Origin of the sequence: uncultured Microbulbifer sp. (genome assembly GCF_947498635.1) — a bacterium.
In the GTDB taxonomy this organism is placed as follows: Bacteria; Pseudomonadota; Gammaproteobacteria; order Pseudomonadales; family Cellvibrionaceae; genus Microbulbifer; species Microbulbifer echini.
The window spans coordinates 1-21,305 of record NZ_CANMKV010000025.1 but is presented as its reverse complement, the minus strand read 5'-3'; the positions used below and the strand labels follow the sequence as shown (position 1 = coordinate 21,305).

The 21,305-nt window shown below is 47.6% G+C and carries 18 protein-coding genes; 13 read left to right on the top strand and 5 right to left on the bottom strand.

The window, feature by feature from the left end:
- Positions 1 to 70: 70 nt before the first annotated feature.
- From Q1A69_RS13500 to rpoS, 11 genes are all read left to right on the top strand, one after another.
- Entirely contained in the window at positions 71 to 1,705 is a 1,635-nt protein-coding gene (locus Q1A69_RS13500; protein WP_299586237.1) for a CTP synthase, read from the top strand.
- 57 nt (positions 1,706 to 1,762) lie between these two features.
- Positions 1,763 to 2,608 (top strand): 3-deoxy-8-phosphooctulonate synthase, encoded by an 846-nt coding sequence (kdsA, locus tag Q1A69_RS13495; RefSeq protein ID WP_299586235.1) that lies wholly within the window; start codon positions 1,763 to 1,765, stop codon positions 2,606 to 2,608.
- Positions 2,609 to 2,845: 237 nt separating this feature from the next.
- Positions 2,846 to 4,132: a phosphopyruvate hydratase gene (gene eno / locus Q1A69_RS13490; protein ID WP_299586233.1), complete on the top strand. Its 1,287-nt coding sequence runs from the start codon at positions 2,846 to 2,848 to the stop codon at positions 4,130 to 4,132.
- 88 nt (positions 4,133 to 4,220) lie between these two features.
- Positions 4,221 to 4,508, top strand: coding sequence for a septum formation initiator family protein (locus Q1A69_RS13485; RefSeq protein ID WP_299586231.1), 288 nt, complete (start codon positions 4,221 to 4,223; stop codon positions 4,506 to 4,508).
- Positions 4,505 to 5,224 (top strand): 2-C-methyl-D-erythritol 4-phosphate cytidylyltransferase, encoded by a 720-nt coding sequence (gene ispD, locus Q1A69_RS13480; RefSeq protein ID WP_299586228.1) that lies wholly within the window; start codon positions 4,505 to 4,507, stop codon positions 5,222 to 5,224. Before Q1A69_RS13485 ends, ispD begins: the two co-directional genes overlap by 4 nt.
- Positions 5,224 to 5,709 (top strand): 2-C-methyl-D-erythritol 2,4-cyclodiphosphate synthase, encoded by a 486-nt coding sequence (gene ispF, locus Q1A69_RS13475; protein WP_299586225.1) that lies wholly within the window; start codon positions 5,224 to 5,226, stop codon positions 5,707 to 5,709. The genes ispD and ispF overlap by 1 nt, the downstream gene beginning before the upstream one ends.
- Positions 5,702 to 6,664: a tRNA pseudouridine(13) synthase TruD gene (locus Q1A69_RS13470; RefSeq protein WP_299586223.1), complete on the top strand. Its 963-nt coding sequence runs from the start codon at positions 5,702 to 5,704 to the stop codon at positions 6,662 to 6,664. The genes ispF and Q1A69_RS13470 overlap by 8 nt, the downstream gene beginning before the upstream one ends.
- Before the next feature lie 52 nt (positions 6,665 to 6,716).
- Entirely contained in the window at positions 6,717 to 7,388 is a 672-nt protein-coding gene (locus Q1A69_RS13465) for a protein-L-isoaspartate(D-aspartate) O-methyltransferase (protein ID WP_299586220.1), read from the top strand.
- Positions 7,385 to 8,347 (top strand): DUF368 domain-containing protein, encoded by a 963-nt coding sequence (locus Q1A69_RS13460; RefSeq protein ID WP_299586218.1) that lies wholly within the window; start codon positions 7,385 to 7,387, stop codon positions 8,345 to 8,347. The genes Q1A69_RS13465 and Q1A69_RS13460 overlap by 4 nt, the downstream gene beginning before the upstream one ends.
- Before the next feature lie 221 nt (positions 8,348 to 8,568).
- Positions 8,569 to 9,306, top strand: a complete 738-nt coding sequence (locus Q1A69_RS13455; RefSeq protein WP_299586216.1) for a peptidoglycan DD-metalloendopeptidase family protein — start codon at positions 8,569 to 8,571, stop codon at positions 9,304 to 9,306.
- Positions 9,307 to 9,507: 201 nt separating this feature from the next.
- Positions 9,508 to 10,557 (top strand): RNA polymerase sigma factor RpoS, encoded by a 1,050-nt coding sequence (rpoS, locus tag Q1A69_RS13450; RefSeq protein WP_299586213.1) that lies wholly within the window; start codon positions 9,508 to 9,510, stop codon positions 10,555 to 10,557.
- Between the two features lie 111 nt (positions 10,558 to 10,668).
- Here the strand turns inward: rpoS and Q1A69_RS13445 are convergent, their stop codons facing one another.
- The 3 genes from Q1A69_RS13445 to Q1A69_RS13435 form a co-directional block, all read right to left on the bottom strand.
- On the bottom strand, positions 10,669 to 10,995 hold the full coding sequence (locus tag Q1A69_RS13445) for a YdbL family protein (RefSeq protein WP_299586210.1): 327 nt from the start codon (positions 10,993 to 10,995) through the stop codon (positions 10,669 to 10,671).
- 11 nt (positions 10,996 to 11,006) lie between these two features.
- A complete protein-coding gene (locus Q1A69_RS13440; RefSeq protein ID WP_366525583.1) occupies positions 11,007 to 11,201 on the bottom strand; it encodes a YnbE family lipoprotein in 195 nt (64 codons plus the stop codon).
- Between the two features lie 193 nt (positions 11,202 to 11,394).
- Positions 11,395 to 14,385, bottom strand: coding sequence for a YdbH domain-containing protein (locus Q1A69_RS13435; RefSeq protein ID WP_299586207.1), 2,991 nt, complete (start codon positions 14,383 to 14,385; stop codon positions 11,395 to 11,397).
- Positions 14,386 to 15,295: 910 nt separating this feature from the next.
- Here Q1A69_RS13435 and pepN point away from each other — a divergent pair.
- Complete coding sequence (gene pepN / locus Q1A69_RS13430) at positions 15,296 to 17,926, top strand: aminopeptidase N (RefSeq protein WP_299586205.1); 2,631 nt, start codon at positions 15,296 to 15,298, stop codon at positions 17,924 to 17,926.
- Between the two features lie 345 nt (positions 17,927 to 18,271).
- Here the strand turns inward: pepN and Q1A69_RS20390 are convergent, their stop codons facing one another.
- Complete coding sequence (locus Q1A69_RS20390) at positions 18,272 to 18,556, bottom strand: histidine phosphatase family protein (RefSeq protein ID WP_366525582.1); 285 nt, start codon at positions 18,554 to 18,556, stop codon at positions 18,272 to 18,274.
- 12 nt (positions 18,557 to 18,568) lie between these two features.
- On the bottom strand, positions 18,569 to 20,119 hold the full coding sequence (locus Q1A69_RS13425) for a carboxylesterase family protein (protein ID WP_299586203.1): 1,551 nt from the start codon (positions 20,117 to 20,119) through the stop codon (positions 18,569 to 18,571).
- Between the two features lie 773 nt (positions 20,120 to 20,892).
- On the opposite strand from Q1A69_RS13425, the gene Q1A69_RS13420 reads away from it, so the two are divergent.
- The coding region (locus Q1A69_RS13420) for a helix-turn-helix domain-containing protein (protein WP_299586201.1) at positions 20,893 to 21,305 on the top strand (413 nt) is incomplete at its 3' end.

Below are 21,305 nucleotides of genomic sequence, written 5' to 3'. Positions count from 1 at the left end.
GGATTATCCGCACCCGGGCCAGCCCTGTAAGCTCGACATTCATCGAGCGCTCAACTGACCAAGGTTTTGCATGACGCGCTATATTTTTGTAACTGGTGGCGTGGTTTCCTCGTTGGGGAAAGGTATCGCCTCCGCCTCTCTGGCCGCCATTCTCGAGGCCCGTGGCCTCAAGGTTACCATCCTCAAACTGGACCCCTACATCAACGTAGACCCGGGTACCATGAGCCCCTTCCAGCACGGTGAGGTGTATGTCACCGAGGATGGTGCCGAGACGGACCTGGACCTGGGTCACTATGAACGCTTTATCCGCACCCGGATGTCCAAGCGCAATAACTTCACCACCGGCCGTGTGTATGAGACCGTGCTGCGCAAAGAGCGTCGCGGCGATTACCTGGGCGGCACCGTTCAGGTGATTCCCCACATTACCGATGAGATCAAACGTCGTGTAGTGGAAGGTGGCCGGGATGTGGATGTAGCTATCGTCGAGATCGGCGGTACCGTTGGCGATATCGAATCCCAGCCCTTCCTCGAATCTGTGCGCCAGCTGCGTGTGGAAATGGGAACCAATCGCGCACTGCTGATTCATTTGAGCTATGTGCCCTATCTCGCCACTGCGGGTGAGACTAAAACCAAGCCGACTCAGCATTCGGTGAAAGAGCTGCGTTCCATTGGTCTGCAGCCAGACATCCTGCTGTGCCGCTCTGAACGCGAAATCGACGAGGATTCCCGCCGTAAGATCGCATTGTTCACCAATGTCGAAGAGCGTGCTGTAGTACCGCTGCCCGATGCTAAGACTATCTACGGTGTTCCGCGTCTGCTGCACAGCTATGGCCTCGACGATATCGTCGTGGAGAAATTGCAACTTGAATGCCAGGCTCCAGACTTGTCCGAGTGGGACGAGGTGGTGGATGGCAAACTCAATCCGCAGCATGAAGTGAAAATTGCCATGGTTGGCAAGTACATGGAGCTGCTGGATGCCTACAAGTCCCTGATCGAATCTCTCACCCACGCGGGCATCAAACACCGCTGTAAGGTGGATATCGATTTTATCAACGCAGAAGACGTTGAAGGCGAGAACGGCACGGATCTGATCAAAGAGGCCGATGCGATTCTGGTCCCCGGCGGGTTCGGTGAGCGCGGCCTCGAGGGTAAGCTGGAATCTGTCCGCTACGCCCGAGAGAACAATATCCCTTACCTGGGTATCTGCCTTGGCCTGCAGTCTGTAGTTATCGAATTCGCTCGCAATGTGCTCGGCCTCGAAGGTGCCAACAGCACTGAATTCAATACCAAGACCCCGCACCCGGTGATCGGCCTGATCACCGAGTGGATCGATAGCGAAGGCAAGATCGAGAAGCGCGACGAGCAGTCTGACCTCGGCGGTACCATGCGCCTGGGTGGGCAGGAATGTCGTCTCGCCAAAGACTCTAAAGCCCGTGATATTTACGGTGCCGACGTCATTGTGGAGCGCCACCGCCACCGCTACGAAGTGAACAACAACTACGTTGATCGCCTCCAGCAGGCCGGCTTGAAAATCGGCGGTTGGTCTGCGGACGATACCCTGGTGGAAATGGTTGAGTTGCCGAATCACCCCTGGTTCGTTGCCTGTCAGTTCCACCCGGAGTTCACTTCGACTCCTCGGGACGGTCACCCGTTGTTCGAAAGTTTTGTGGCCGCGGCAATGCAGCAGCGTGAAAACCAGGGCTGAAGTCGTCATTCCTTCCCCCAGCCCAGGTGGCTGGGGGTGAGATAATAGGGAAATAAAATGAAAACTATTGAAGTTGGAAATATCCAGGTTGCCAACGACAAGCCGTTTGTCCTTTTCGGTGGTATGAACGTTTTGGAGTCCCGCGACCTGGCTATGCAGGTCGCGGAACACTACGTTAAGGTCACTGAAAGACTGGGTATTCCCTATATTTTTAAAGCGTCTTTTGACAAGGCCAACCGCTCCTCCATTAATTCCTATCGCGGACCGGGAATGGACGAGGGCCTAAAGATTTTCCAGGAAATCAAAGACACTTTTAACGTTCCCCTGATTACCGATATTCACGAAATTTACCAGGCGGCGCCTGTGGCCGAGGTAGTGGATATTATCCAGCTGCCGGCTTTCCTCGCCCGTCAAACTGATCTGGTTGCCGCTATGGCGGCCACCGGTGCGGTGATCAACGTGAAAAAGCCGCAATTTATGAGCCCACCCCAGGTAAAAAATGTGGTGGAGAAATTTGCCGAATGCGGTAACGAGAATATTATTTTGTGCGAGCGCGGTGCCTGCTTTGGATACGACAATCTAGTTGTCGATATGCTGGGCTTCCGCACCATGATCGATGCTTCTGGCGGTGCCCCGCTGATCTTCGATGTGACTCACGCTCTGCAGATGCGCGATCCCTCCGGTGCCGCTTCCGGTGGGCGTCGTGCGCAAGTCACTGAGCTTGGTCGTGCAGGGCTGGCCATAGGTATTGCTGGCCTGTTCTTAGAAGCACACCCGAATCCCGATAAAGCCCTGTGCGATGGCCCCAGCGCACTGCCACTGGATAAGCTGGAGCCCTTCCTCGCACAAATGAAAGCCGTGGACGACCTGATTAAAGGTTTTGCGCCGCTGGATACAAAATAACGGTAAGAAAAATTTTGCCCGCGCCCGGCCTGGACGCGCGGTGCTCTAATTACAGCCATTTCACTAAAGTTTAAATGGGTATGTAAATTCCAGTATTGGAATTGTTGGAGCATCGCCGTAACAGGCCAGGCGCGAGTAATTTACGAATTCTTTTCTAAAAAGTAACCACTTTCAGGTGGTAACTTATTTAATAGTTAGTAACTGTTTAAGTTAGTACCAATACGGAGCCCATTGTCAATGAGCAAAATTGTCGCTGTTAAAGCCTACGAAGTGCTGGATTCCCGCGGTAACCCTACCGTCGAAGCTGATGTAATCCTGGAAGACGGTTCTATCGGTTCCGCCTGTGCTCCTTCCGGCGCTTCTACCGGCACCCGTGAAGCTCTCGAATTGCGCGATGGTGATAAGAGTCGCTACCTGGGTAAAGGCGTATTGCAGGCGGTTGAAAATATCAATACGACCATTGCCGACCTGCTTAAGGGTATGGATGCAGCCGATCAGCGTGCACTCGATCAGGCCATGATCGACGCCGATGGTACCGAAAACAAAGCCAAGCTGGGTGCCAATGCCATCCTCGCCGTTTCTCTGGCGGCAGCGAAGGCGGCGGCAGCCTCGAAAAAAATCCCTCTGTACCAACACATTGCTGAAGTAAACGGTACACCTGGTGAATACTCTATGCCGGTTCCGATGATGAATATCATCAACGGTGGAGAGCACGCCGACAACAATGTGGATATCCAGGAATTTATGGTGCAGCCGGTTAAGGCGGAGAGCTTTGCAGAAGCCTTGCGCCAGGGAGCGGAGATTTTCCACGCTTTGAAGAAAGTGCTATCCAGCAACAATCTTAATACCGCAGTTGGTGATGAAGGTGGCTTTGCTCCAAACCTGCCTTCGAATGAAGCTGCCTTGAAAGTTATTGCTGAAGCGGTGGAAAAAGCCGGTTATACCCTGGGTGATGATATTACTCTGGCTCTGGATTGCGCCGCCTCCGAATTCTACAAAGATGGCCAATATGACTTGGCCGGCGAAGGTAAACAGTTCGATAGCGAAGGTTTTGCCAGCTACCTGGCCGACCTGTCTTCTAACTACCCGATTCTGTCCATCGAAGACGGTATGGATGAGAGCGACTGGGACGGCTGGAAGGCGCTGACTGATAAAATCGGTGACAAGGTACAGCTGGTAGGTGATGACCTCTTTGTGACCAACACCAAGATCCTTAAAGAAGGCATTGAGAAAGGTGTCGGCAACTCTATCCTAATCAAATTCAACCAGATCGGCTCTCTGTCCGAAACCCTGGATGCAATTAAGATGGCCAAAGACGCCGGTTATACCGCTGTGATTTCCCACCGCTCCGGCGAGACTGAAGACACGACCATTGCGGACTTGGCTGTTGCCACTGCTGCAGGCCAGATTAAAACCGGTTCTCTGTGTCGCTCCGACCGTGTCGCCAAGTATAACCGCCTGTTGCGTATCGAAGCTGAGCTAAATGGTGCTGCCCCCTACCGCGGCCGTGCTGAATTCAAATAACGCTATTGCTTAACATAAGTAGGCTGGTGGGGCATGTAATGCCCCACCAGCCGGTTTTATTACGCTCAGCAAAATATCGTAATCTCGTATGAAATGGCTGCTGGCAATTCTCACCTTCATACTGCTCTCCACTCAGTACCGCCTCTGGGTCGGTGAAGGCAGTCTCGCCGAAGTTACCCGACTCAAACGACAGCTCGCCCAGCAGCAGGAAAAAAATGCCGCTTTGGCGCGGGAAAATCGTCAACTGTTGCGGGAAGTACGAAGCTTGAAAGTGGGCACCGATGGTGTCGAAGCCAAGGCGCGCTATGACCTGGGATTTATAAAGGAAGGGGAAACCCTGTTTATCTTCCTGGATTCGGAAGAGGCTAAAAAGTGATTACAGATTATTGGGTGGTTGTCCCCGCTGCCGGAGTCGGCAAGCGTATGGGGGCCGATCGCCCCAAGCAGTATTTGCCCTTACTGGGGCGCCCGCTATTGTCACTGACATTACAGAATATTTTGAGTTGGCCCGGACTTGCCGGAATTGTTGTGGCTTTATCGGCGGAGGATGCGTTTTTCTCTCACCTGAAAGAAGCGAACCACCCCAAGGTCCATAGGGTCGTTGGTGGTGATGAGCGGGCGGATTCTGTTCTTGCGGCACTGGAATTCCTTTCTGAGCGGGAGTCGGCGAATACGCCAGTGCTAGTCCACGATGCCGCACGCCCCTGCGTAGCGCTGGGGGACATTACCGCATTGCTCGATCGCGAAGTCTCTGCCACCGCGCTATTGGCGCGACCGGCTGGTGACACGGTAAAACAAGGCTGTGATACGGGGGGGGCGACCTTTGTTGAGCGCACGCTAGATCGCACTCAGATCTGGCTCGCGCAGACCCCACAGCGCGCACCCTTAGAGTTGCTGCGTAACTGTATCAGTCAGGCCTTGAATCAGGGCGCAGCTATAACCGATGAAGCCAGCGCACTCGAATTTTTTGGCCACTCTCCCCAGCTTATTGAAGGACAGAGTGACAATATCAAAGTAACCCACCCCTCCGATATCGTAGTGGCAGAGGCAATCCTACGTCTGCGCTACGCTCCCACCGAGGATAAGCGATAGTGAGTTTTAGAATTGGCCAGGGCTTTGACGTGCATGCGTTTGGCCCAGGTGATCATGTGGTGCTGGGTGGGGTAAAGATTCCCCACCGGTATGGTTTAAAGGCCCACTCGGATGGAGATGTACTCCTGCATGCCCTGTGTGATGCGCTGCTAGGCGCCCTGGCCCTAGGTGATATTGGTCACCACTTTCCCGATACCGATGAGCGCTACAGCGGTGCCGATAGCCGCACTTTATTGCGACATGTTTTAGCTTTACTGAAGGATAAGGGGTACCGTCTGGTAAATGCAGATACCACCCTGGTTGCCCAAGCGCCAAAGATGGCACCGCACATTGAAGCGATGCGCAGTGCGATTGCTGAGGATTGTTGTGTCGATATTGCCGATATCAGCGTGAAGGCGACGACAACGGAAACACTCGGTTTTACCGGGCGTGGCGAGGGTATTGCGGCGCAGGCTATTGTTTTACTGGGGCGCCATGATGTCTGAGGTTTGGAACTTAAATTGGCCCTATGCTTTGGGTGGGGCACCCATCACTGCAGATTTTCGTACTGAAGCGGAAGATTTTGTCGTCGATGAGCTGGCATTTCCCGAGCCTGCTGAAGGTGGCGAACACGTATACCTGCATATCAAAAAGCGCGGTGCCAATACTGCTTGGGTGGCAAAACAGCTATCCAAGCTTGCCGGAGTCCGCCCGCTGGATGTGAGCTATTTCGGGTTGAAGGATAGACACGCGGTTACCACCCAATGGTTTAGTGTCTGGCTCGGGCAGAAGCCAGAGGCGGATTGGTCACAGATCAACAGCGATGAAATTTCTCTGTTACAGGCTTTCCGGGGCGCACGCAAGCTGCGTCGCGGTGAGCACGCCGGAAATCGATTTAAAATTCGACTACGCAATGTTCGCGGTGATCGCGAGGCTGCAGAGGGCGTTCTCGAGCGAATTGGCAATGGCATCCCAAATTATTTTGGCGAACAGCGTTTCGGCATTGATGGCGGTAATCTGGACTTGGCACGCCAACTTGCAGAAGAAGAGGGACGCTGCCGTAAGAGTGAAAAAGCTTTTGCCATGTCGGCTGCGCGCAGCTGGCTATTCAATCAGGTGTTAGCTGAGAGAGTGAGTCGTGGAAGCTGGCAACAGTGTCTCGATGGTGAGCCGCAGAGCGGGCCCAGTGGCCCACTGTGGGGGCGTGGACGAAACCTCTCCAGTGGTGCTCAGGGCGAACTGGAACAGAGTACTCTGGAGGCGTGGCAGGCTTGGTGTAACTGGCTGGAGCACTGTGGACTCAAGCAGGAGCGCCGGCCATTAATTTTGTGTCCTGAAGCTTTCCGTTATCAATGGAAGTCTGACGACTTGGTTCTGGAGTTTGCTCTGCCTCCCGGCGCATTCGCAACGGCCCTGCTTAGGGAGGTAGCGCAGCTGGTCAATGTGAACTCGGACACATAAAATTTGTGACTGAAAGCGAGAGTGATATATAGGCGAAGGAATTAAACAGCATATGGACCGCTTGAGACACGAAGGTTTGGGAATGACCTCCCAGCGTACCCGCAATCGCCTGATACAGCGACTGCGGGATGAGGGCATTAGCAATGAAGTTGTCCTCGATGTGATGGCTTCAACCCCCAGACATTTATTCCTGGATGAAGCCCTGGCTATCCGTGCCTATGAGGATACAGCCTTACCGATTGGTTATGGCCAAACGATATCCCAGCCCTACATTGTCGCGCGTATGACCGAACTGCTGCTGAGCCGGGCCAAGTCCCTGCGTCGAGTTTTGGAAGTCGGTACTGGTTCTGGTTATCAATCTGCAATACTCTCTCGGCTGGTTGAACAACTTTTTTCGGTTGAGCGTGTCGAACCCCTGCTAGAGAAGTCACGCCGACGTCTCACTGAGCTGGGTTATCAAAATATTGAGTACAATCTCAGCAGCGGTGGTTTTGGCTGGCCCGAAAAAGGGCCTTACGATGCAATCTTGGCAGCAGCGGCACCTACGACAGTCCCCGATGAGCTGAAGCAACAGTTGGGTCCTGATGGTGTATTGGTTATTCCGGTGGGGGCAGAGACACAGTACTTGATGATGATTTCGCGTCGCCAGGATAGCGATCAATTCGATGTAGAAAAACTAGAGGCAGTGCGCTTTGTACCTCTGCTCAGTGGTGTTGTTCGATGAAATTTATTGGGCTCTTCAAAAGCCGCTACCCAGGCGTGGTTCTACGCGGGATGGGGATGGGGGCCGCAGATGTGGTTCCGGGTGTTTCCGGCGGTACTATCGCCTTTATCACCGGTATCTATCAGGAATTAATCGAATCTCTCAGCCGGATTGGTCCGCACTGCTTCACAATATGGCGAGAGCAAGGGCTATCGGCAGCCTGGAAGTATATTAATGGAAGCTTCCTTTTATCCCTGTTTTTAGGGGTGTTGATCAGTATTTTCAGCCTTGCACGCGTTATCAGCATCCTACTGCAGGAGTATCCAATACTGGTCTGGGCATTCTTCTTCGGTTTAGTTTTGGCTTCAATCCTACCCATACTGCGCAATATACCCAGGTGGTCTCCATCGACGATAGCTTTCCTATTGTTGGGTGTTACCCTGGCTATTGCTCTGAGTGAGCTTCGTCCAGGCGAAATTCCTGCGACGCCACTCACTTTATTTTTATCGGGTGCGCTGGCGATTTGTGCCATGACTTTGCCTGGGATTTCCGGTGCTTTCATCCTGTTAATGATAGGAATTTACCCAAAAGTACTTACAGCGGTACATACGCTACAGATAACGAATTTACTATGCTTCGCAGCAGGCGCCGCCCTGGGACTGATGCTCTTTAGTCGATTACTCTCTTGGTTGATGCATAAATATATTGCCCGCACACTGGCATTTCTTGGCGGAATTCTACTGGGCAGCCTGAAGATCATTTGGCCATGGAAGTTACCGATGGATAATGCGGAGGGGGTTTCCACTAAGCTAGCCCCTCTTCTGAGTAATACCTCTCCATCAAACTTTATGGCGCAAACCGGCGAGAGCGCCCATATAGGTGCCGCAATTACAGTTGCGCTGGTCGCCGTGGTACTGGTTCTCGCTATTGATTATTTTGGAGGGGCTCAACGAGGAAAATCCTGCGCCACACCGCAATAAGATCTGGAATATCTCGGTGTGGCAGCTTTTTATGAAGCTTTTTCAGTGATTTTTAGAGCTTTTCTTTAGACACTTTTTCCATAAATGCCGTGGTCTGATGTAAAAAGAGAATAATGGAATGTCATCTTTTACGACGTATTGAAGGCCTTTTTTGGCGGAACAATATCCTTAATGTTGGTCATTTTTTGACTTTGGTGTTAAAGATATTGGGCGTTAGTACCATGATCGTGGCCCTGGCTTCCTGCGCCGGCCACAGAGCGCCCAGCAGTTCCCTAAAGCAGCCTCCCAGCATCCGGCTCAACTATCATACTGTGAGCCGGGGGGATACCCTGTATTCGATCGCCTGGCGTTACGGTAAAGATTTTCGCCGGCTTGCGGCCATCAATGGCATCAAAACGCCCTATAACATCTATCCTGGCCAGCGTCTTAAACTCAGCGGTAGCGCACCTATCCGCACTGCTTCCAGACCTGTGATAACCCCAGCTAAAACGGCGAACAAGCCAGCACCCTCAAAAAAAGTTATTTCCGCCAAGAATAAAAAATCTTTAACGAAAAATTCTACGCGCCAAAAAGCGCTAACCAAGCACACAGGGCCGATCCATTGGCGCTGGCCTGCCCGTGGGCAAGTCATTAGCAAGTTCCGCTCTGGAGACCCCCTGCGCAAGGGTGTTGATATCGCGGGTGAAAAGGGAGAATCTGTACTGGCAGCAGCTGATGGCACTGTTATCTACGCTGGTAGTGCATTGAGAGGGTACGGCAAACTGCTGATCGTCAAGCACAATGAGATGTATCTGAGTGCTTATGCCCACAATCATCGTTTATTGGTGAAGGAGGGCAACAAGGTCAAAGCGGGGCAACGGATAGCGGAACTGGGTTCAAGTGGTACCGACCGCGACAAGCTCCACTTTGAAATACGTAAGAACGGTCAGCCAGTGAATCCTCTCACTTATCTACCGTGAGTCGGAAGGGGGTCGCGAAGCTCTGTAAATAAAAATGGACTTTTAACTAATACCACTTGAGGTAGTCACTGAAATCGTGGCGACCGAAGGGTCAGGCCGATTCAGTGGCTGTCGCACATGTGCAGAGATCTGGTCGATATTTGATCGGTTCTGAGTGCATGCTACGCGGTTGATATTGGCAAAGTACAAGGAGCAGGGGAAATGGAAGCACAACGGCAAGACCAGTCAGTGGCTGGCCAGGCAGAAGACTTTCCTCCTGAGTTGGCAGTAGAGAATGATGAGCAGAAACTAAACCCAAAAGAAGGAAAAGGTACCGGCCGTACGCGGAGAAATACGGCAAAAAATAACTCCGTCTCCTCCCCCGCCGAGAAGAGCAGGGTCAGCAGGTTGGATGGCGATGGCCATTTACAGAAAAACCTGGACGCTACTCAACTCTATTTAAATGAAATTGGCTTTTCCCCCCTACTGACTGCCGAAGAAGAGGTCTATTACGCACGCAAGGCTTTACGTGGTGATGCTGCGGCAAGAAAGCGCATGATTGAAAGTAATTTGCGCCTTGTTGTGAAGATTGCTCGTCGTTATGTCAGTCGTGGCTTGGCACTATTGGACCTAATCGAAGAGGGTAATCTCGGGTTAATTCGCGCTGTTGAGAAGTTTGATCCAGAGCGTGGTTTCCGCTTTTCTACATATGCCACCTGGTGGATACGTCAGACAATAGAACGAGCCATAATGAATCAGACTCGGACTATTCGCCTGCCGATTCATGTGGTAAAAGAGTTAAATGTGTATCTTCGTGCATCCCGTGAGCTTGCTCAAAAGCTGGATCACGAACCATCTGCAGAAGAGATAGCCACGTTACTGGAGAAACCTGTAGAAGATGTTGAGCGGATGCTGGGGCTCAATGAACGGGTTACTTCCGTAGATACCCCTATTGGCCCCTCTTCAGAGAAGACATTGGTCGATACTATTCCTGACCAGCAGGAGTCTGATCCTGCAGAGTTGCTTCAGGATAGCGACCTTTTCGATAGCATTAACCGTTGGCTTGGTGAACTTCCTGACAAGCAGTGTGAAGTTGTTTCCAGGCGTTTTGGATTGCGTGGCTTTGAGGCGAGTACTCTGGAGGAAGTAGGGCGTGAAATAGGCCTTACACGTGAGCGCGTTCGTCAAATCCAGGTTGATGCACTCAAGCGCCTACGTGAAGTAATGGAAAAGCAGGGGCTTGATGGTCAATCCCTGTTTGGAAATCTCTAATTTTGGCCCCTCAAAAAGAAAACCCCATGAAAGTCGTATTTCGTGGGGTTTTCTGGGAGAGGCTGCTGATGTAAGGCTGATGCGCTGGTAGGCCGTTTAGCCTTACCAAAATTATTTTCTTACCCAGCGCCCAAGATTATCCTGATAGTATTCACCACGGGATAGGCGGGCCTCTAACTTTTCAGCCGCACGAGCAGCGACTTGAGCGATATCAACATTGTGGCTTTTGGCAATCTCGGTGTAGGCCTGCTTGCGTTCGGCATTGATTTTCTTTATCAGTTTTTCCAGCTCCGGCGAGCTAGCGTCTACGATAGCGATATAACCGCTATTAGCCTCTCCTATTAGCCCTTGTTTTTTTGCTTCATCCAGGGAGATTGCCAAGGCGGGTAACGCCAGGATCAAGCCCCACAATAAGAGAACTCTTTTTACCATACTCATCTTGTGCCTCCTCAAAAAATGCCTTCCTTGTCGTCAAACAAGTTTTCGAGATCCTTGTCTACTTTGACTCGGATTTCATGCTCAATTTTAACATTCAGGTTTACAGTAATTGGCTCACTGGGGGCCTTAACCGCCACCGTTGGCGTACACCCTGTAGCAACCATAGCGTATAGTAACCCTATGGGAATCAGCCGGCTGGCCCTCATCTGATACTCCTTACAGTACCGCACAGGTACCTTTTATTTATTACATCTTGAGTCGTTGTTTCAAAATTCAGGCCAGATTCGCCATCTGTGTCGGAGGTGGCCACATTGCCCCTATTATATTGGTTCAACCTTAACCAGCTCTGAATTTACAGGTCTTCTGTCCTGGCTGGTGAGAGCCTACTTCACCTCCAACCTATTGGTCCAGTCGCTTTTGTAGGGCTTCTGTCAGGTCGCGGCTGGCTTGCAAAGAGCGTAACATCGCAGGAATATTATTCTCGAGATTGAGATTAATAACCAGATCCCGCTCGGAGTCCATTGACTCGCTATGCCCCACAAGTTTTAGACTTAGTTGGAGGTCTCCACTGGGAGGGTATTGTAAGTTGCCCTCCAGCGTCCGGAAATCATAGTCTTCGAGAGCACTGGCAATCATCTTAAGCTGTGGGTTACTTGCGAGCATCTGGGGAGAAAATGCATCGTAATATCTCAATCGTCCACCAGGCTCTATTGCTTCCAGGGACCCATTCTTTACGGTGACGCCATCTGGGCCTGTAGAGATAGGGATTGTCAAGTTGAGACGCCCGCTGGCCTTGAAATTTTCCGACTCGGTCTCGTTAGCCAGTTTTTCTAAGGATACATTCTGGGCATGCAGGATGCTGCTGCGCTCTTTATTCGTTAGATTCCAGCTCAAGGTTTCAGAATTCAACTTTCCGTCAAGAAATTCGGCAGTAAAATTCTCCAACAGAAGATCCTGTTCCTTGTTAAGGGACAGTGAAAAGTGGATATTGCTTAAAGGTAGTCCGGCATCAATAGATTGTATTGTCAGGGGATAAGGCTCTTGCGTAAACCAATGCCTGCCATCATTTTCCAATTGGATTTTCCCCTCTATTCCGGTAGCGAAACTACCACCATGGATAGCGGCAATATTAGAGAGAATTAAGTTGACAGTATCATTTTGATGCTGAGGCCAGGATAGGGTTCCCTCGGCGGTAAGTGCTCCAGAAACGAGATCCACTGGTAAACCTTGGACCGTCTGGCTTAGTGGTATCTCGGAGTTAAAACTGGCTTTGGGTAATGAGAATTGAATGGCACCGGTAGCTAACTTTACATCGTGATGCCAGCGTGAGTTTACTGTTAGGGCGTTGGCTTGGAGTTGACTTTGCCCCTGTATCTTATCCCCGCTGAGGAAAAGAGAGCCTGTAAGGGAGGTTTCAAAAGAGTAGTCTTCAGGTGTTTCTACTTTTAATTTGCTCGCTGAATAGTTGCTGCTAAGTTCAGTGTTGCCTTCGGTTTCCTTAAAATAAAACTTACTAAAGTTAATACCGCCGGATAAAGTGAAATATTCGCTAGTAAATTTTTCAAAATGGATATTCCACTGATTAATAGCGCAGTTAGTATTGTTCACTGAAAAGGTGCAATTGACTTTAGGTATTTGAACATCTCCCTTGTTGATTATAAAATCTTTATCCTTTAGTTCTTCATATACAACGTTGACCTGCTCAAGCACTAACTCTTGAGTGTTACTGCTTGATTGAATGTGTACTTTGGCGGAGGAGTCTAGGTTGTTAAAGGTGGACCCTGTTGAAGGATCAACAATAGTTGGAATTTTCGTATTTACCTCAAACATACATTCAGCGTTTTTATCAATATGACAACGAATATTCCTCAGCTGTGAATACATTGATACAGCGTAATCTCTTGACTTTAATTGAGAGTCAAACGCCCCCTCAGTGATCTTGACTGCAAGAGGGTAAGATGAAGCAGGCTCGCCTGTGAGCTGAATTTTATTTTTGATCTCCATTCTAAACTGACTTCGGTTCAGGCCAGTTGAATACAAGGGAGACTTTTTTGGCAGTTCGGGTATTTTAATATCGAACTGAAGATTGCTTCCTGGCAGTAGGGTAAGGCTAATCTTATTGAGCCAGTCTTGCTCGGTGGAGGGGGCTCCAATGGGATTCAAAGAAGCTTCGGCTTTGAATTTTAATTCACCTTTTGGTTGGGTTAAGTGTAATGGGGCTGTGTACCTTCTCCCTAGAGTGGACTGTAATACAGGTTCAAACGCAGTTGGGAAAAGAGAACCCTCTGCCTGAATTATGGGAGGAGCCCCTTGTTTGATAGCGTCGAATGTCATGTTTACTAGGAGATTCTCGCCGGCTATGCCGTCTTCAGATGAGATTTCAATTGATCCAGATCCTGTGGCGGATTCGAGTAGAAGGGGAGAGAGAGATCTAAGTCTGACGGCTATTGGTGAGTGAGTGGATAGTCGAGCCTTAAACTTGCTATTCAATACTTTTGTGGGGATTGACACTTCCAGTGCATTACTTTCAAGTTGAAAAAAAATATTTTTATAGTCTTGTTTAAAGGAAAGATTATCCGGAACAAGAGCGCTGGTGTTGATAGAAAGCTGTCCGTTTGTCTCTATTATATCTGATGGTGTTACAGTCAGCCCTTGTACAACCCCCAGTATGGGGGCAATTAATTTCAGGTTTGAGATTAAATGGGCGTCGAGATTCCACTGACTATTTTCCCCTTTTAAAAGCGTTAGCACGGCTTCGGAAGACGAAGTATGGAGGGATGAACCAAATTCTAGATTAAAATTAACTTTTTTTGTAGATAATTTTGCAAGTAATGAAAAGTAAAATGTTCCATATTCTGCCGATTTGTAGGGGGATTTTATACGGATAGTTTTTTCGTTACGGGAAATTTCAAGAGGTCCAAAAAAGATATCTTCGTTAAGCTCTATTGTCTTTACGGATATATTGTCTGGTATATAGAGGATTATGTCTTGTATAGCCTGGCTTAGAGAAAAAATATTATCATCGATAGGGTCGTTTGGAAGAGTATCTTGTGTGTCAGAGTCAACTTCTTTTCGTGTAACGTGTGTCAGCTTATCGATAAATAACGCAGTTTTTCGAGTTTTACCCCGGTTAAAGATTAAATAAAAAGGATTGGATATCTTAACTTTGTCAAGCACTAGATCACTATTTCGGTCCTGCTTAATCTGGATTTTTTCGATTGATGCTTCCCAAAAACTCAGTTCGAGCCCAGATATTTGTTGAATGATAACCTCCCCAGCCAGTAGGTTAATTAGATGGGGGGCAACCGCGTCTTTTTTCCACCAGCTACCAAGAACTAAGGTGGCTAGGCATACGGATACTGTAATGACAACAATGCGGGGTTTTCGCACGTTAAACCTCTAAACTCCAGATAAGGAGGTATCTTTGTGTGATCGCTAAAAAGCTGCAGAACATGAGAACCTGTATTCTGCAGGCTTTGCAAAGGGTTATCTTATCAAAATTACAATAAAAGATTATGCCTGTTCGATTGTTAACTATTGGGATGGTTCATTAATCGGTCACCGTAAGCGGGGTTGAATGCTCAGTCATGGAGCTTCAGTCACCGTCTCCTGTAACAGCTGCAAGCGCCACACATTCAGCTCTATTACGCATAGGTTTGAAGTGAATAGCCATGAGGTAATGGGATGGTTTTAAAGACTGCCTTCAAAAGAGGTGTACATAGTCATTAAAGCAGTCTTGGGCCCCAAAGGCATTATTACGAACTGGTAAAGGGTGCTTTTTGATATGTAGGGCCCTAAATTTTGCGGGGATTTACTCTAGAGTTAAGGTCTTTTTAAATAGCTTTTAACTATTGGTTGTCATCCTTCTATTGTTTTTTTGTGGGCGCGTGACTGTACATGCATGCCAATTTAAGGGTATCCATGCGGGATTTAACTTCCTCAGCCAGGTGGATGCGGAGCTGGGAGTACCTACTCTGAACAGCAGCGTCCCAACTAGGAATAGTAAAGCGATCAACTTGTTACCCATACGGGTACCTTCTGTGTTATTTGCAAGTCAACATCTATCCGTCCTTTACCTGGTGTTGAACGTGGGTATGTAATAGCTAGATAAATTTGAATTATGCTAGTGTCGAGATGGGTTCTAAGTAGGTTCACAAGAACGTAAGCTGGTCCAGCTGGCTTATGAACTATCGGCTAGGGCCGTCGGCGGGAATTCTTAACTTGTAATGACAGTTTTAACCCCAATTTATTGAATCCTTACCGTTCCGTTGGGAACACATTTATTGAGGATGTTTCAATCATGCAAGATGCCCAGCCGAAGACTATCTATCTTAAGGACTATCAAGTTCCAGATTACTTGGTGGATAGTACCGATCTACACTTCGAACTGGAGCCCAAGGCCACCCTGGTAAAATCTCAGCTTAGCGTTCGTCGGAATCATGAGGCGGGCGAAGGCTTGCCACCATTGCTATTAGATGGCGTTGACTTGGAGCTGATATCTGTTGCTGTCGATGGCTCAATTCTTCCTCCCGCGTCTTATCAAGAAACACCCGAAGGTTTGATCCTCACCGTTGAGAAGCCAGAGTTTCTACTGGAAATCTACAACCGAATCAATCCAGAGGACAACACTTCGCTAGAGGGTTTATACCTCTCCAACGACATGTACTGCACGCAATGCGAGGCCGAGGGTTTCAGGAAAATTACTTTTTACCCTGACAGACCTGATGTGATGTCAAAGTTCACCACCACGATAGTGTCGTCAAAAATACTTCCTGTATTGCTTTCTAACGGTAATGAAATTGATCGTGGTTATTGTGAGGATGGGCGACATTTTGTCACCTGGGAAGACCCTTTTGCCAAGCCCGCCTACTTGTTTGCCTTGGTGGCTGGGAATTTGGAACATAGAGATGATACTTTCACCACTGTTAGTGGACGCGAAGTAAAGCTAAGGATTTATACCGAAGAAAAAAATATCGGGAAATGCGATCACGCGATGCGCTCTTTGAAAAAAGCGATGCGTTGGGATGAGGAAATGTATGGCAGAGAGTACGACCTGGATATATTTATGGTTGTGGCGGTAGACCATTTTAATATGGGTGCCATGGAAAATAAGGGCCTAAATATTTTTAATTCGGCCTGTGTATTAGCTAGCCCTGAAACGGCAACGGATTCGGCTTTTCAGCGGATAGAGTCAATTGTTGGTCATGAATATTTCCATAACTGGTCTGGCAATAGAGTGACATGTCGAGATTGGTTTCAGCTTAGTTTGAAAGAAGGGTTTACAGTATTTCGAGATGCTGAATTTTCTGCAGATCTAAATTCACGGGCGGTAAAACGAATTGAGGATGTGTCTCTGCTGCGTACCAGTCAGTTTGCAGAAGATGCCGGACCCATGGCTCATCCAATTCGGCCTGAATCCTACATGGAAATATCTAACTTCTACACTTTAACCGTATATGAAAAAGGTGCTGAAGTTGTTCGTATGATTCATACCCTTCTGGGGCAGGAGAGATTCCGTCGAGGGAGTGATCTATATTTTGAGCGTCATGATGGATGTGCGGTAACCTGTGAAGACTTTATTGTGGCGATGGAGGATGCCAATCAGGTTGACCTGGCTCAGTTTCGTCGTTGGTACAGTCAGGCTGGAACCCCAGTTTTGGTTGTAAGCGATTATTTTGATCAATCAAAAGGTATTTACACTCTAAATATTCGCCAGACATGTCCTCCTACTCCAGATCAAAAGGAAAAGTTGCCGTTTCACATACCGGTAAAAATCGGCCTTCTAGATGGAAATGGCCATGACCGTATACTGAGTGATGAAGGATCCACCGAGGAAATTTTGGAGGTTAGGAATGTTGAGCAGAATTTTGAGTTCAATGGAATAAAAGAAAAGCCTCTACCCTCACTGTTGCGTGGCTTCTCTGCGCCAGTGAAGGTGCGTTATTCATATACAGAGAAAGAACTCATCTTCTTGATGCGTAATGATTCAGATACATTTAATCGTTGGGATGCTTCTCAGCGGTTGGCATTTATGGCTTTATCTAATATCCAGCAAGATTACCGAGATGGTAAAGCTTTACAGGTGTCGTCTGAACTGATTGAAGCCTACCGGAATGTATTAAAAAGCCGTATATTGGATCCGGCTCTAGTGGCAGAGATATTAACTTTACCAAGTGAACAGTCGATTTCGGAAATGTATGATTCTGTCGATGCTGGGGCTATAGTGGCGGCTCGAGAATTTTTAAGTGAAACTCTGGCGAATACTTTAGCGCCTGAATTGAAAGAAAAATACTTAGAGCTTAATGTGGTTAAACCCTACGATCCAAATGCAAAAGATATTGCTGGGCGTAGTTTAAAAAATATCTGCTTATCCTATCTCGCAGTAACAGAAAAAGATGATGCATTAGATTTGGTGGAAAAGCAGTTCGATATGGCTGAGAATATGACCGACAGTGCGGCTGCCCTTAGAGGGCTGATCAATCATGGGGATGCAATTCAAGCCGAAGCAGCAATACAAAGCTTTTATCAACATTGGCAAGGGGATACTCAGGTTGTGGAGCTCTGGCTTGGGTTGCAAAGTAGTAGTTCACGTTACGGCAGCTTGGAAAATATCAGAACCTTGATGGAGCATCCGGCCTTTGAACTCAAAAACCCTAATAAAGTTCGAGCAGTTATTGGTGGTTTTGCTAATAGAAACTACAAACAGTTCCATAAGGAAGATGGAAGTGGTTATAAATTTATCGCAGAGCAGGTTGTTGCCCTGGATAAATTGAACCCACAAATAGCTGCCCGCCTTGTGATTCCTATCACGCGGTGGAAAAAATATACTGGAAATCTATCAGATAAAATGAAAAACGCACTTCAGGATGTTCTTAACTCAGGTAGTCTCTCAAAGGATGTTTTCGAGGTGGTCAATAAAAGTTTGATATAGATTTTACTTTTGGTGTGGGGCCTAGATTTGGCTCCATATTCGTGTATTGCGCTTGGTAGCTTAAGTTGGTGAGTGGTGAGGTTTTTTAATGGTTAATTGATTTGACAGTCTCTTTCACTGCCAAGCTTAATTAACTTTAGATGACTGTCACTGAGTTGAAGTTGAGTAACAGATGTATAGTCGGGCCTAAATTGTTGTACTTTGTTATCATTTAATATATGTGCAACAACCGAATTTATGACCATAAAATGGCAAAATATGATGGTGTCCTCTTCAATGCTCAATAAGTAATCTTTAATTCCATCTCGCCAGTCTTTTTGTTGTCGATTACTCGGGTCCCACTCCTTACTCAGCAGTGAGCGTATCCAGGAGAGGCGTTGTTCTAATGAAACTGGGGATTTCACTCACTCGATTTTCTAAGGAGATAGAGGTGCCTAACTTATCAGCTAAGGGTTTTGCGGTTTGTTGGGCGCGTAATTTAGGGCTGCTTACTAATTTTAAGTAAGTGTTTTTAGAGAAACTGCTAGCCAATTGAATTGCTTGTTTGTGCCCCAGGGGCGTGAGTGCAGGATCAACAATCGAATTGCCTTTGGCGGCCTCACCGTGGCGTGCTAATAAAATTTGTATCATATTAATAGAGAGTTATAGATACTTATTTAAAGTCTCATCGGGGATATCTTGCCATAAATTGAGTAATTTTTCCGTGTTAAATTCGCGTCCTTTTGGATTTTTGCCAAAACACTTACTGTTTATACCTGTATATACAGGCCAGTCATCTCCAGGAATACCTCTTTCAGCAAAGCCCAACCAAGCCTCCTGGATAGTGGCACTCAGTAGATGGGGGTCAGTTTCACCACCATAAAGTACTTGCAGTGATTCTTCTGCATGAGTTCCAAAGACATAGCCAAGCTCTACGGCATGACAGGCGCCTAGTATAGGCTGTGCAGCAAGAGGTTGAGTGAAGTGATAATGATAACAGTCTCCCTGATGACGGTCCAGATGCCTCAATCCTGGCAGTGTGAATATCATGTCTGTCAGCATTAAGTTCCAGGTTTTACTCCATGCAGGCCATAAATTATCTTTTGCTTGCTCGGCTTGTTGGTGGTAGTAAAGGATAATAGGCTTTAGTTTTTTTTCAGGTATTAACCATTCTAAATGCTGGCAAATCTTTTTATAGTTAAGCGTGTATGTGTCTGGGATGTGGACACTAAATAAATTCCACTCCTCCAGGTTGTTACCTAATAGCAGGGGCGGTTGTTTACTATTTTTTGCAGTATTTATATGCTCAATATTATCTATGAGTTCATGATCAACGACGGGTTTAAAAGGCAGTTGCCCCCATTTATTGGACATGCTTTTATCTTTGATGATTATATCTTGCGCTTCTAGAAGCTCTTTACTGGAGCATTTGAGTAGCGGCTTTTTACGGCTAATTTTATCGAGATGAGAGATAAAAGCTTCAGCTATATTGTTGGCACTTTCGATGGTGTGGAGAGCTTTAGGGTGTCCACTTTGAACTATGGCGCGACTAAAAAGCCCATGGCATCCTGGAATATTCAGTAGAGAGGTAATGCTCATGGCACCGGCGGATTCACCAAAAAGAGTAATGTTGTTGGGGTTGCCACCAAATGCTGCAATATTATTCTTGACCCATTTTAGAGCGGCAATTTGATCCATAATTCCTTCATTACCTGAAGAAGGTATGTTGCTGAGATCTTTTAGACGTAAGAAACCGAAAGAACCTAGACGATAGTTGAAAGTGACAACAATGGCTCGGCCAGTAGCTGCTAGGTGTGAGCCATTGTAAATGGCTTGACAGCCAGATCCCATGTAGAAAGAGCCTCCATGAATCCAGAACATTACTGGGAGTTTTTTTAGTGGGGAAATAGTTGGGCAGAATATATTGAGGTGTAAGCACTCCTCGCTCTCTGGAGTTTCCCCATTTCGGCCACGTACCTCCATTAGACTGGAAGGGTTTTGCGCGGCTGGCTTGCCAAAATCTTCTGCATGAAATGGAACCTCCCAAGTAGGGGGTTCCGCTGGTGGTCGCCAGCGCAACTCCCCTATCGGAGGCCGTGCGTATGGAATCCCAAGGAATTTATAAACACCCAGATTTCTGACATTTGTGCCGATGATGAGGCCGGCGCTTGTTTCAATGGTTGGCGTCAGATTGATATTTAAGTGCTTTCTCATACTGGAATCCGTAGTCATCAATTGTGCCCTTGCTACCTTAAGAGTATCTAATACCCTTAATAATTGGTTTTTTCATGTGTTTTGAAATAAATTTGACACATATGGGTGTGAATTCGGTGTTTGTGATGGTTTGGCATACTTCCATTCATGATTTTTCATTAAGGTAATAGTTAATCTAGTAACCGGTGAGCTCCAGGTGGAGTATTTGCTGTCTTTTAGTGCCTGAGATAAACAGTATATTTATAAGTTTGTTAGTTTTTATTTGTCTGGAGAGGTGCTATGAAAGGTTTTAGAGGGTTAATGTAGGAGGTTAAAGCTTAATCGTAGAGTGGTTGAGTGGGGGGTAGGTCTGGGTGGGATATCCGTGAGTCAGGACAATTTCCCTAAGATTAAGGAAGTGGTAATAAAAGCGTAATTCTATTTGAGAGTATGTTGAATTTGTCTTAAATTTGTTTGTGTCTGGTGGTGGGGGGGATAGAATCTAGTGGAATAGTTGATACCCATAACATGGCAGGCATATGGTTTTGCAGAGAATAACACTTTGCATCAGTCCTTGCTCGATTAAATATGTAGCATGAGGGTCTAATTCCCTTCGGGTTGAAGTTAGGATGGAGGAAGTTAAATCAAGGCAAGTTTTCCGCTTACTTACTAAATGGTATCCTGATGGTATATTTGCCTGCATTCAACTCTGAAGTGCATCAGTTAATCACCTGGAAAAGAACGGTCAGCTGAAGGTAATATCTGCTGCTTCTTCTCCGCCAAGAGATTAAGTGATGACAGAAGGCTACCGACAGCTGACCGAAGAGCAACGATGCCAGATTTGGGCACTAAAGAAAAGTGATTGGAGCCAGAGAGCAATCGCTAGAGAGACTGCGGTTAGCCAACCTACGATTAGTAGGGAATTGGCTCGCAATCGAGGTGGCAATGGCTACCGCTATAAACAAGCGCAACAGATGGCAGAAGAGCGTCGTAGACAGGCGAAAGAGCCAACAAAGATGCTACCCAAGACCATTGCACTGATAGAGTGCAAGCTGAAGCTGCAATGGAGCCCAGAGCAAATTTCCGGCTGGTTAGAGCAAGAAGAAAACCTGCTAATCAGCCATGAAACCATTTATCTGCATGTCTGGGCTGATAAACAGCATGGTGGAGCCCTATACGAAAACTTGCGGCGTAGGGATAGACCCTA

What these genes read in the sequence shown, in the direction of transcription:
- Q1A69_RS13500 (WP_299586237.1), top strand. Translation starts at nt 71, where the DNA reads ATGACGCGCTATATTTTTGTAACTGGTGGCGTGGTTTCCTCGTTGGGG.
- kdsA (WP_299586235.1), top strand. Translation starts at nt 1,763, where the DNA reads ATGAAAACTATTGAAGTTGGAAATATCCAGGTTGCCAACGACAAGCCG.
- eno (WP_299586233.1), top strand. Translation starts at nt 2,846, where the DNA reads ATGAGCAAAATTGTCGCTGTTAAAGCCTACGAAGTGCTGGATTCCCGC.
- Q1A69_RS13485 (WP_299586231.1), top strand. Translation starts at nt 4,221, where the DNA reads ATGAAATGGCTGCTGGCAATTCTCACCTTCATACTGCTCTCCACTCAG.
- Q1A69_RS13470 (WP_299586223.1), top strand. Translation starts at nt 5,702, where the DNA reads ATGTCTGAGGTTTGGAACTTAAATTGGCCCTATGCTTTGGGTGGGGCA.
- Q1A69_RS13465 (WP_299586220.1), top strand. Translation starts at nt 6,717, where the DNA reads ATGGACCGCTTGAGACACGAAGGTTTGGGAATGACCTCCCAGCGTACC.
- Q1A69_RS13460 (WP_299586218.1), top strand. Translation starts at nt 7,385, where the DNA reads ATGAAATTTATTGGGCTCTTCAAAAGCCGCTACCCAGGCGTGGTTCTA.
- Q1A69_RS13455 (WP_299586216.1), top strand. Translation starts at nt 8,569, where the DNA reads ATGATCGTGGCCCTGGCTTCCTGCGCCGGCCACAGAGCGCCCAGCAGT.
- rpoS (WP_299586213.1), top strand. Translation starts at nt 9,508, where the DNA reads ATGGAAGCACAACGGCAAGACCAGTCAGTGGCTGGCCAGGCAGAAGAC.
- Q1A69_RS13445 (WP_299586210.1), bottom strand. Translation starts at nt 10,995, where the DNA reads ATGAGTATGGTAAAAAGAGTTCTCTTATTGTGGGGCTTGATCCTGGCG.
- Q1A69_RS13440 (WP_366525583.1), bottom strand. Translation starts at nt 11,201, where the DNA reads ATGAGGGCCAGCCGGCTGATTCCCATAGGGTTACTATACGCTATGGTT.
- pepN (WP_299586205.1), top strand. Translation starts at nt 15,296, where the DNA reads ATGCAAGATGCCCAGCCGAAGACTATCTATCTTAAGGACTATCAAGTT.
- Q1A69_RS20390 (WP_366525582.1), bottom strand. Translation starts at nt 18,556, where the DNA reads ATGATACAAATTTTATTAGCACGCCACGGTGAGGCCGCCAAAGGCAAT.
- Q1A69_RS13425 (WP_299586203.1), bottom strand. Translation starts at nt 20,119, where the DNA reads ATGAGAAAGCACTTAAATATCAATCTGACGCCAACCATTGAAACAAGC.